Annotated in this window: 13 protein-coding genes; 12 read left to right on the plus strand and 1 reads right to left on the minus strand. The window is 34.5% G+C overall.

Annotation, left to right across the window (positions count from 1 at the left end; translation table 11 throughout):
- The 8 genes from MUN42_RS07490 to pcp form a co-directional block, all read left to right on the plus strand.
- Positions 1-304 (plus strand): SH3 domain-containing protein (locus MUN42_RS07490; RefSeq protein WP_243344053.1); only part of this gene is annotated, 304 nt, incomplete at its 5' end.
- Between the two features lie 9 nt (positions 305-313).
- Positions 314-604 carry a DUF6275 family protein gene (locus MUN42_RS07495; protein WP_243344054.1) on the plus strand — a complete coding sequence of 97 codons (291 nt, stop codon included), beginning with the start codon at positions 314-316 and terminating at the stop codon, positions 602-604.
- Positions 605-688: 84 nt separating this feature from the next.
- On the plus strand, positions 689-877 hold the full coding sequence (locus MUN42_RS07500) for a type II toxin-antitoxin system HicA family toxin (RefSeq protein ID WP_243344056.1): 189 nt from the start codon (positions 689-691) through the stop codon (positions 875-877).
- Between the two features lie 37 nt (positions 878-914).
- Positions 915-1,310, plus strand: a complete 396-nt coding sequence (locus tag MUN42_RS07505; protein ID WP_243344058.1) for a type II toxin-antitoxin system HicB family antitoxin — start codon at positions 915-917, stop codon at positions 1,308-1,310.
- Between the two features lie 60 nt (positions 1,311-1,370).
- Positions 1,371-1,748, plus strand: coding sequence for a hypothetical protein (locus tag MUN42_RS07510; protein ID WP_243344060.1), 378 nt, complete (start codon positions 1,371-1,373; stop codon positions 1,746-1,748).
- Between the two features lie 590 nt (positions 1,749-2,338).
- Positions 2,339-3,013, plus strand: coding sequence for a DUF969 domain-containing protein (locus tag MUN42_RS07515; protein WP_243344062.1), 675 nt, complete (start codon positions 2,339-2,341; stop codon positions 3,011-3,013).
- Positions 3,006-3,992 (plus strand): DUF979 family protein, encoded by a 987-nt coding sequence (locus MUN42_RS07520; RefSeq protein ID WP_243344064.1) that lies wholly within the window; start codon positions 3,006-3,008, stop codon positions 3,990-3,992. Before MUN42_RS07515 ends, MUN42_RS07520 begins: the two co-directional genes overlap by 8 nt.
- 9 nt (positions 3,993-4,001) lie before the next feature.
- The gene (gene pcp / locus MUN42_RS07525) at positions 4,002-4,643 is read left to right on the plus strand and encodes a pyroglutamyl-peptidase I (RefSeq protein ID WP_243344066.1); all 642 of its coding nucleotides are present in this window, start codon (positions 4,002-4,004) and stop codon (positions 4,641-4,643) included.
- Between the two features lie 124 nt (positions 4,644-4,767).
- Here the strand turns inward: pcp and MUN42_RS07530 are convergent, their stop codons facing one another.
- Complete coding sequence (locus tag MUN42_RS07530; protein ID WP_243344067.1) at positions 4,768-5,265, minus strand: hypothetical protein; 498 nt, start codon at positions 5,263-5,265, stop codon at positions 4,768-4,770.
- A 203-nt stretch (positions 5,266-5,468) separates the two neighbouring features.
- On the opposite strand from MUN42_RS07530, the gene MUN42_RS07535 reads away from it, so the two are divergent.
- The 4 genes from MUN42_RS07535 to MUN42_RS07550 all read left to right on the plus strand — a co-directional run bounded on the left by MUN42_RS07535 (position 5,469) and on the right by MUN42_RS07550 (position 10,640).
- Complete coding sequence (locus tag MUN42_RS07535) at positions 5,469-5,879, plus strand: MarR family transcriptional regulator (protein WP_243344068.1); 411 nt, start codon at positions 5,469-5,471, stop codon at positions 5,877-5,879.
- Positions 5,880-6,719 carry a pirin family protein gene (locus MUN42_RS07540; protein ID WP_243344069.1) on the plus strand — a complete coding sequence of 280 codons (840 nt, stop codon included), beginning with the start codon at positions 5,880-5,882 and terminating at the stop codon, positions 6,717-6,719.
- A 218-nt stretch (positions 6,720-6,937) separates the two neighbouring features.
- Positions 6,938-9,160: a metallophosphoesterase gene (locus MUN42_RS07545; RefSeq protein ID WP_243344070.1), complete on the plus strand. Its 2,223-nt coding sequence runs from the start codon at positions 6,938-6,940 to the stop codon at positions 9,158-9,160.
- A 211-nt stretch (positions 9,161-9,371) separates the two neighbouring features.
- Positions 9,372-10,640: an ArgE/DapE family deacylase gene (locus MUN42_RS07550; protein ID WP_243344071.1), complete on the plus strand. Its 1,269-nt coding sequence runs from the start codon at positions 9,372-9,374 to the stop codon at positions 10,638-10,640.
- Positions 10,641-10,679 lie beyond the last annotated feature (39 nt).

Genomic DNA, 10,679 nt, shown 5'->3' on the forward strand with positions numbered 1-10,679 from the left:
CAGACCTAGATATGGTGGTAATGTAAATAAGGTAAGTAAGCCTAAGGCAAGTAGTGATAAGGCTAAGAAGATTAAGGATGAGAGTTGGCATGGGATAACTCAAGCTGTATGTAATGTAAGGACTGCTCCTTCTACTGACGCAGCTATTGTGGCACAATATAGACCACAACAAAGGATAAACTACGACCAAGTATGGGAAGGTGATGGCTATAGATGGATTTCTTATATCTCATACAGTGGAGCAAGGAGGTATGTGGCTTATAGATGTACTAGTGGAGATACAACTCCATGGATACTTTTTTAGGAGGGAATGATGATAAAACACGAAGAATTTTTAAGATTAAGTCAAAGAAAAGTTGCTGAATATGAAAATAAAAGAGTAGATATGATAGAAGAAACAGATGCAGATGATGTATTTTCTGTTTGGACTTGCAAAACTTTACAAAATAGTAAGTGTTTGATGAGTACACCAGTGAAAGGTGCATATTATTATGAATTTACCTACAATGGGGATAGGGGAGAAATATATATGGACGTTTATAAAAAAGTGGAGAATATACCTTTGAACGAAAAAGGAAAAATAATAGTAGAACGTGTTAAATAATTGAGTAGGAAAAAATGATTTTTAAAACCTCTTGACATATGCTAAACATATGTTATAATAATATATGTAAGGAGGACGCTTCTTATGAAGAGTTATAACTCTAGGGAACTTATGAAACTTGCAAAAAAGCAAGGGTTTTGGTTGGATAGAGTCAATGGGGATCATTATATTTTTGTAAATAGTGATGGTATTGTGGTAACTATACCACATCCTAAAAACAACTATCCTACTGGAACACAAAGAAGTATTTTAAAAAAGTTGGGGCTTTTATAGCCCCTAAGTTCCCACATATGAAAGGGAGGTAGGTTGAATGAATCAAGTTAATAATTCGATAACATATCCTGCTATTTTCACTAAAGAAGAGGGAGGATATTCAATAGATATACCTGATATTGACGGTGCTTTTACTTGTGCCGATACCTTGGAAGAGGGGATAGGCAATTGCCAAGAAGTCATAGGGGCTATGCTTTATGATAAGGAAGATTATCCAAAGATGAGTGTTATTGATGGTGATAAATTAGAGGATAATCAATTGGTTATATATATAAATGTGTATTTACCTTATCAATTTTCTAAAGTAAAAGAAGTATATAAGAATAAGATGCTGACTGTTCCTGTTTGGCTTGAAATGTTGGCAAAGAATAAGAATATTAATTTTTCAAGAGTTCTACAAGAAGGACTTAAAAAGGAATTGAATATAAAATAATATCACAAGCGATTATCATTTGATAGTCGCTTTTTTAGTACAAAATAAAGGAGATAAGATATGACTAATATAATAAACAATTTGATACTAATTATAATCACCCTAGCTTTCTTTGGAATAGTAAAGATAGCTATTGATGAGGTAAAAGGGTATGTAGTTAGCAAGGTTAAAAATGAAAATGCAAAAAAAGCTATTGAAAAAGCTTTGGAGCTTGTAACTTTGGCTGTAAATACTACTAATCAAACTTTTGTGAAGGACTTAAAGGATAAAGGCTCATTTGGCTTAGATGAAGCAGGAGAGGCTTTTAATGCAAGTAAGAAGGCTATCGTTGATATGCTAGATGAGGAAACAAGAAAGATACTTGATGAAGAGTTTGCTAATGTTGATAAGTTTTTGAATCAAGCTATTGAGTCTAAGGTATGGGAGAGTAAGAAGTAGATAATAAAAAAGACCTGTCTGTAATGGTGAACTGACCTCCTTAAGTTAGTTTTTTGGTCTAACTTTTTGGGGCCAGTTCATGGATAGGTCTTTTTTAAAAGTTTTTATAGTTTTTTTATTTTATTTTAAAAGGGGCTACATAAGTAAGGAGTCACTACAAGTTAGATTATTAATTTTTCTAGTGGGTAACTAGTGGGTAACGGATAAATATTTTAAAGAAATTTTAAAGCCTTATATCTTGTGAAATCTTAACCTTTAGATAGCCACAAGCGTTGATATTGCTTCAATGACGCGCCAAAAATCGCTTAGGAATGTTGATTTTTCAGCATTCTTTTTTTGTTAATGGGTAACGGACATTTGCATTTAGCCCATATACTTTATTTAAGTTATTTTAGATTACTCATTTATTAATTCTTTTTTATATTTTATTATGTGTGGTAAAGTATATATTTTTACTTCATTAGATAAATTATTTCCGTATTTTTAATAATTAATGAAACTTTCTGTATTTATTTTTATGATTTATTGTAGTTAATTACGTAAATAATGCTATAATAATAGTAAGAAAACATTTTATGAAAGGAGCTAATATGAGTCAAAATTTAGTTTTTTTAGGAGTTTTGGTCATAATCGTTGGATTTGCTTTTAAACTCGATGTATTGGGTGTTGTGCTTATAGCAGGTCTTGTTACCGGACTTTTTGGTGGACTGGGTTTGTTTGGTACCCTTCAAATTATGGGAGAGGGTTTTGTTAATAATAGGTTAATGAGTATTTTCCTTATTTCTTTCCCAACTATAGCCCTTATGGAAAGGTATGGTCTCAAAGAGAAGGCTAGGGACTTTATTTCTAAATTTAAGCGTGCTTCTGCAGGTTCTGTTTTGTGGCTTTATCTATTTATAAGATGGGTCGCTGCAGCTCTATCTATTAGACTGGGTGGCCACGTTCAATTTATTAGACCACTTATTTTGCCAATGGCTCAAGGAGCCTTGGAGAAAAAGGTTGATTTGACAGAAGTAAGGTTTGAAGAGCTAAAGGGTCTTGCCGGAGCTGTGGAAAATTATGGTAATTTTTATGGACAAAATATCTTCCCTCTAGCAAGTGGAGTCTTGCTTATGCAAGGAACATTAAAGGAGGCAGGATTTCCTGTAGAAGCAGCTGATATTGCCAAGTATTCTATCTTTGCTGGAGTCGCTATGCTAATTCTTGCCCTTATCCAATGTTACTTATTTGAGAGAAAAATAGGAAAGGATATGAAAAATGTTTGATTTTATAGTTAAGAATTCAAGTACTATTGATGAATTTATTTATATGCTTTGTGGTATAGTTTGTTTCCTTACAGCTCATCGTTCTTTCACTAGGAAGAATAAAAATAAGTTTACTAGTGGGTCTTTTTGGATAATTCTTGGAATTTGTTTTGCCTTTGGTGGACTTATTATTAAGAATTTCGCAAATGGTGGAATTATAGTAGGAATAATGCTTGTTGTTATGGGTATTTTATCTATATTTAATAAGGTTACCCCTTCAGAATTTGAGGAAGTTAGTGATCAAATTAAGGAAAATAATGCTAAGAAAGTTGGCTACAAGATCTTTATTCCTGCCCTAGTAATGGGTCTTAGTGCTATGATTTTATCACAACTAAAATCTTTTAATATAGTTATAGCAAGTGGAGAAGCATTCGCACTATCATCTGCTCAAACTCTCGCTATATCATCAATCCTTGCTCTAGTATGTGGCTGGATTATAGCAAGACCTAAGATAAATGAGACCATAGATGATACAACAAAGATGGTTATGCAAGTTGGAGTTTCTTCTCTACTTCCACAATTACTAGGTGGTTTAGGAGTAGTATTTACTTCAGCTGGTGTAGGTGTCTTGATAGGAAATATCGCAACTGGTATCATAAGTGATGCAGGAAGACTTGCAGGAGTTGTAGCTTATGTAGTTGGAATGGTAGTATTTACAATGATTATGGGGAATGCCTTTGCAGCCTTCACAGTTATAACCCTTGGTATAGGGATACCATTTGTTATAAATAATGGAGCCAATCCAGCAGTTGTTGCATCCCTAGGAATGACTGCAGGCTACTGTGGTACCCTTATAACACCTATGGCTGCTAACTTCAATATAGTACCAGCAGCTGTTTTAGAGACGAAAAACAAGTACACTGTAATAAAAGCCCAATTACCTGTGGCTTTGACTATGGTAATAGTCCATATAGTATTGATGATGGTACTTGCATATTAAGGAGGAAATATGAAAATATTAGTAACAGGCTTTGATCCTTTTGGGGGAGAGAGCATAAACCCTGCCATAGAAGCAGTAAAAAATTTGCCAGATAAGATAAAGGATGCAGATATTGTAAAACTGGAAATCCCTACAGTAAGATACATGAGCCTTGATAAAATAAAGGAAAAAATCGAAGAAGTAAATCCAGACGTAGTTCTTTCTATAGGTCAAGCTGGTGGTAGGAGTGCCATAAGCATAGAAAGAGTTGGTATTAACATAGATGACTTCCGTATAGGAGATAATGAAGGAAATAGTCCAGTAGATGAGAAGGTATATGAAGATGGAAATGATGCTTACCTACTTAGCCTACCGATAAAGGCAATGGTAGAAAATGTGAGAAAGCACAATATACCTGCAGAAATCTCAAATACAGCCGGCACCTTCGTATGTAACCACGTAGCCTATGGAGTAGCATATTTCAAGGATAAATATTTTCCTAGCCTAAGGACAGGTTTTATCCATATACCTTTCTTACCAGAGCAAGTTATAAATAAGGCCAATATGCCATCTATGGACCTTGAAGTAATTACCAAGGGACTAGTCTATGCCATAGAAGCCATTGTAGATAATGATGAAGATATCAAAGTATCTCATGGCAAAATCGCATAGCTAGGTAAAAGTTATATATATTTATAGGGATAGATTATTCTGTCCCTATCTTTATAAAAATATAGGAGATACTTGAATATTTGTCTAATAAACAAGATATCTGCAAGACTTCTTATATTGGAATCTATTTATTTAAATAAATGTTATTTATTATTAAACTTTTTGGATAGTATTCAATCTTGACAGTAAGATCTTTATTTACTGATAGAGAATTTTTTAGTAAATTATAATCAGAGCAATCTATATCAAAAGTTTGACCATCTTCTGTTTTCAAAGTAAAATAATCACCTCCGTGTCTATTTGCCCTGTGGTGCCTTTTGACTGAAATTATTTTAAATTCATTAACAACTAATCCATTTTTAAGATCATATCTAATGTTATAAATACCTAACAATCCCGCAAGCAATATGAGGATAAATATAATAAAATAAAATGATATGATACTATATTCATCTCTATACATTATTCCGAGTGGCAAAAAACTAATCAAAATTATACTGATACTTTTTAAAAAATAGAAAATAGCTTTAGATTTTATAGTCTTTATAATTAAACTCTCCAATAGTATAAATATAGCTAATAAAACGAAGCCTGTAATGCCGATAAACATTAGATAATTCATATAGATCTCCTACAATTTATATTATTTTTTTTACTATACAATACTAATGTATTTGTGTCAAAATTCTACTTTAATAAAATGATTCAAGTAGTTGTATTGGAAATGTTAAGCACCACAAAAGGCTAATAAAAGGTGATATAAGATTCTGATCTTGAAATATATCTAACTAGAGGTAATATATAAATACAGGAGAAATTTCAAATATGAATTATGAACTTAGAACTTTTATAGGAATATCAAGACTTAAAAATTCCATAGATAGAAAATCAAACATACTAGTCAAAGAATATGGACTAAGTCTTTCACAATTTGCAGTAATGGAAGCCTTGTTCCATAGGGGAGATATGTGTATAGGAGATGTTAAGGATAAGATTTTAAGCTCGTCTGGTACTATGCCAGTTATAGTTAGAAATTTGAAGAAGAAAAATCTAATATCATCCTACAAGGATAAGGACGATAAAAGAAGAGAAATATTAATCCTTACTGAAGAGGGGAAAGAACTAATTGAAGAGATTTTTCCTAAGAATGAAGATATAATAAGAGAAAGTTTTGATGGTCTATCTAAGGAAGAAGTAAAGGATATGATACGATTATTGAGAAAATTGGGGGTATAAATGACTGATAGAAAAGTAGACTATAAGGTTAAAGGATTCAACACAGTAGATGGCGCTGGAGTTAGTCTTGTAAGAGTATTATCAAACCAAACAGTAGAAGAATTTGATCCATTATTAATGCTTGATTCATTTGATACAAGTAACTATGATGACTACAAGGCAGGATTTCCTACTCACCCACATAGGGGAATAGAAACTATAACCTACCTTAAACATGGTCAAGTAACGCATAAGGATAGTATTGGTAATGAAGATACAATAAATGATGGCGAAGTTCAATGGATGAGTGCTGGAAGTGGAATCATGCACTCAGAAGTCTTCCCAGAAGCTGAAAAAGTATTGGGCGTACAAATATGGCTCAACCTACCAGCTAAGGACAAGATGACAAGCCCAGCCTACAAGGCAATCAAAAATGCTGAGATTAAGGAAATTGAAGAAGATGGTATAAGGGTAAGACTTCTAGCTGGAGAATACAAGGACAAGCAAGGTTACAAGTCATCCCATCTACCACTAGATTTCTATGATGTTGAAATGAAAGAGGGCAGTGTCTTTGACCTAGATGTTAAGGAAGATAAGTCAATTACCTTGTTTACCCTAAAGGGAGACATTGAAGTAGGTGATGAAGTAATCGATGAAAAAACAGCAGTTCACCTAAGCCAAGGAGACAAGGTTAACTTCAAGGCAAGGACAGATGCATCAGTTTTATTCCTACAATCAGATAAACTAAATGAGGAGGCAGCTTGGGGTGGCCCTATAGTTATGAACACTAAGAGAGAACTCTTCCAAGCCTTCACAGAATTAAACAACGGTACCTTCATAAAAGAAAACCTAGAAATCTAATGATAATAAATAAATGCTACGGTCTACTCTGGCTGTAGCGTTTTTTTATGGCTACTAATTTATATATAATTACTGGTATTTTTGTAAAGTTTAGGTAAAATTTGAAAGATCAAAAAACAAAAAGTAAAACAAATTCTCTCTAACTTTACATAAATTTTATAAAAGCAAAGCAAATTTCTTATATTTTCCTTTTACAATAGAGAAAAAGGGAGGATATTATGAAAAAAAACAATTCTAGATTATTAGCACTTTTGCTTGTTGCAGGTATTTCTTCTCAACTATTTGGAAGTGATGCCCTTGCTGCAGAAGATAAAAATGTGGATGATAAGGTAGCTACTGAAGTAGAAGCTAGTGAAGTTACCACATATTCGGGCTTCACTAATGAAGTTTATGAAGATGGTATGGACTATCCAAAGAATGAAGCAGCCGGTAGGGAATCTGATGGTACAGACAAGTACAACAGGGCTACTGAAGTTGAGAGAGAGTCCTATGGTGAAGATAAGAACGTAGTTGACATTGATCCAGAAGTTAAGGCTAAGCTTGAAGAAACTAATGGAGAGTATGGCAAGAAGAATGGTAAGTATTCTAACAACAAGCTCCAAGAAGTTTTAGATCCAATCAAGGACATTGTAATAAACCCTGGTTCAGACCAAAGCGAAGTTGCTATTACTTGGTTTGCTAACCAAGATGCAGTATCAGCTGCTGTTGTAGATGGTAAGTCATACAAGGCAAGTGGAAATCTAACAGACGATGATGGAGGATATTGGACTTACACAGCTCTTATTACAGGACTTGAAGCTGGAAGTCATTCATACTATGTTCATACAGGTGATGAAGTTAGTCAAACTTATTCCTTTGACGTTAAGCCACTAGGTGAAGATAATGAATTTACAGTGGCATATTTCGGTGACCCACAAATTGGATCTGGAGATAGTGTTTGGGATAAGCAAGGTCTTAACAAGAACACCCAAGCTAAGGTTGACCAAGATAAGGTAGACTTCAAGAAAGTCCTAGATAGGGCTGAAAAAGCTGATCCACATTTCTATCTATCAATGGGAGATAACGTAGAAATCGCTACTTATGAAGGTGAGTATGATGCATTCTTGAATGATGAATTTTATAGAAACCATATTTTTGTATCAATAGAAGGAAACCACGAAACCTATATAGGTGAAGATGAAACAAATCCTAATAACAAGGTATTTAAGGACCACTTCTACCTACCAAATGAATCTGCTGATGGTAGAATTGTTAGAGGAAACAACCTAGGTGGTGTTGATGAATTCCCTGGAGATTATTGGTATTCATTTGGAGATACCCTATTCTTAAATATCAACTCTAATGAAGAAGACAATAGTAAACACGAGTCCTTTGTAGAAAATGCTATAAAGGAAGCAGTAGAAAAGAGAGGATCTAACTACAGCTTTATCGTAGCAAGCTTCCACCATTCACCATACTCAACAGCTACCCACTCTGCTGATGATGATATTATTCAAAGAAGAAAAGATCTTGTTAGAGTATTTAACAACAATAATGTAGACATAGTTCTCAATGGACACGACCACATATATACAAGATCTAAACAACTTCTTGCTGGTGAAGATGTTATGGCCTTTGAAGATGCTATAGGAACAAGCCTAGATAACCCAAGTATCGACCTTGACGAAAACAACTTCTCTAAGACTCACGGAATTAAGATAAATGACAATGGAGAAATCATAACTGATGGTATCGCCCTAGATTATAACAAGAGAGAAGTAACTGATCCAAAGGGAACAGTATTCTTGACAATGTCAACATCTGCAGGCTCTAAATACTATAACCCAATTGGCGAAGACAATTGGTATGTAGCAAGATCTCTAGATGACAGAAGCCAACTTTTCTCAATCCTAACCTTCAGCAAACATAGGTTCAATATAAGAACAATGGATGTTGATGGAAATGTAGTAGATGATTACACAATCAACAAAACAGACGAAAATATAGCAAATGGTAGAAGAATTGATCCAGCTAAGGATAAGAAAGCCCTAGTTGATGCAATCGACCTTATGAAATTAAAGGCTAATGATGCAGTAGCTGCTGATAAACTAGCTGAATACAAGCAAGCCTTAGAAACAGCTCAAGCTGTCTTGGCTGATGAAAATGCTAGCCAAGCTGAAACTGACGGAGCTGTAAGAGTTCTAAGATTTAGAGCTAAAGAAATCGGCCTAGACCTTTATAAAGTGGTAGAAAATACTAACAAAAATACAGTTGTAGCTGAAAAATCTGTAGCTACTAAAGAAGTAAAAGAAGAAAAGACTGAGGATAAAAAAGAAGCTAAAGAAGTTAAGGATCAACCTAGCAAGTCTTCAAACCCTAAGACAGGAGTCGCAGGACTAACAGGAGTTGTAGCTACCCTAGGTGCAGCTCTTGCAGGATTATTCGCAAGCAAAAGAAAATAGTTTAGTCAAAGATTAAAGGTGGGTTCCCCTCCCGCCTTTTTTCTTTTACTCATAAATAATTTCCGGGCTTTGCTAGAGGAATATAATAGCTAAATATACTTAGCATTAGTCAATAAAAATACGATTTTAACTATTAAATAAATTAAAATACAGATTAAAATGTTATTTTTCGAAGTTTTTGGGAATATATATAATAACGGAGGAGATTAATATGGACAAAGAGCAATATATTAAAACTTTTCAAGACGCAATCAAAATAAACACAGAAAACGGAAACGAAAAAGAACTAGCTGAGTATTTTCAAAATCTACTCAAGAAAAATGGAATTGAATCAAAACTTATAGAAGATGACAATGACGACAAGAGAGCCAGCCTCTTTGCAGAAATTGAAAACGGCGATGGCAAGGTTCTAGGACTTACTGGTCACTTGGACGTTGTAAGCGCAGGCAAGGAAGAAGACTGGACCCACCCACCTTTTGAAGGAGTAATCGAAGATGATGTAATATGGGGTAGGGGAGCATCTGACATGAAGGGTGGAGTATCAGCCCTAGTCCATGCCTTTATTCATGCTAATGAAGAACAAAATTTTAAGGGTAAAATTAAACTTATCCTTACTGTAGGTGAAGAAATTGGTCAACTTGGTGCAGGCAAGCTAACAGAAGAAGGCCTCATAGATGATGTAGACGCTATGATAATAGCTGAGCCATCTAATGTTGGTGTAGCCTATGCCCACAAGGGTTCCCTTAACTACAAGGTAGTATCCAAGGGATTATCTTCCCACTCATCATCCCCACAACTAGGATCAAACGCAGTAGAACACTTGTCAGATGCTATAGTTAGAATCAAGGAGAGATTAGCTAAAGAAGCTGATAAATACGAGAATGACATCCTAGGCAAGACCTTTAACAACATCACGGTTATAACAGGAGGAGACCAAGTAAATTCAATTCCTGACTATGCAGAATTCGAAGCAAATGCTAGAACAATTCCAGAATTTAACAACGAAGATGTAATAAATGTAGTAAAAGAAGTATTGGATGAACTAAATGAAGAATTTGGAGTAAACCTAGAAGTAAAAGTAACTGCTGACCTAGAACCAGTTCTAACTGACCCAGATTCTGATCTAATGAAGGCAATCTTAGAAGTTGCCAACAAGAATGAAAACCTAAAACCAAGCAAGCTTGTAACCCAAATGTTTGAAGAACTAGGTGTCGATATCGAAAAATTATTCGAAAATCCTAAGATAAGAGAAGTAGCCCAAAAAGCCCTAGAGGGTGAAGAAGACGTGGTAAAACCAATAGAGCTATCAGGAACAACTGACGCTGCTCAATTTACCAAGGCAAATGATAAGATGAACATCTGCGTATACGGACCAGGTATACCTGTTCTAAGCCACAAGACAGACGAGAGAGTAGAACTAAGCCAATACCTAGACTTCATAGAACTTTATAAAGAAACAATCGTAGAATATTTGAAATAAATAATTGATTAGGACTTGCCTCGAGCAGGTCCTTTTTTC

This window comes from Anaerococcus sp. AGMB09787, from assembly GCF_022808955.1.
Lineage (GTDB): Bacteria > Bacillota > Clostridia > Tissierellales > Peptoniphilaceae > Anaerococcus.

What these genes read in the sequence shown, in the direction of transcription:
- MUN42_RS07535 (WP_243344068.1), top strand. Translation starts at nt 5,469, where the DNA reads ATGAATTATGAACTTAGAACTTTTATAGGAATATCAAGACTTAAAAAT.
- pcp (WP_243344066.1), top strand. Translation starts at nt 4,002, where the DNA reads ATGAAAATATTAGTAACAGGCTTTGATCCTTTTGGGGGAGAGAGCATA.
- MUN42_RS07505 (WP_243344058.1), top strand. Translation starts at nt 915, where the DNA reads ATGAATCAAGTTAATAATTCGATAACATATCCTGCTATTTTCACTAAA.
- MUN42_RS07515 (WP_243344062.1), top strand. Translation starts at nt 2,339, where the DNA reads ATGAGTCAAAATTTAGTTTTTTTAGGAGTTTTGGTCATAATCGTTGGA.
- MUN42_RS07530 (WP_243344067.1), bottom strand. Translation starts at nt 5,265, where the DNA reads ATGAATTATCTAATGTTTATCGGCATTACAGGCTTCGTTTTATTAGCT.
- MUN42_RS07550 (WP_243344071.1), top strand. Translation starts at nt 9,372, where the DNA reads ATGGACAAAGAGCAATATATTAAAACTTTTCAAGACGCAATCAAAATA.
- MUN42_RS07510 (WP_243344060.1), top strand. Translation starts at nt 1,371, where the DNA reads ATGACTAATATAATAAACAATTTGATACTAATTATAATCACCCTAGCT.
- MUN42_RS07545 (WP_243344070.1), top strand. Translation starts at nt 6,938, where the DNA reads ATGAAAAAAAACAATTCTAGATTATTAGCACTTTTGCTTGTTGCAGGT.
- MUN42_RS07540 (WP_243344069.1), top strand. Translation starts at nt 5,880, where the DNA reads ATGACTGATAGAAAAGTAGACTATAAGGTTAAAGGATTCAACACAGTA.
- MUN42_RS07520 (WP_243344064.1), top strand. Translation starts at nt 3,006, where the DNA reads ATGTTTGATTTTATAGTTAAGAATTCAAGTACTATTGATGAATTTATT.
- MUN42_RS07500 (WP_243344056.1), top strand. Translation starts at nt 689, where the DNA reads ATGAAGAGTTATAACTCTAGGGAACTTATGAAACTTGCAAAAAAGCAA.
- MUN42_RS07495 (WP_243344054.1), top strand. Translation starts at nt 314, where the DNA reads ATGATAAAACACGAAGAATTTTTAAGATTAAGTCAAAGAAAAGTTGCT.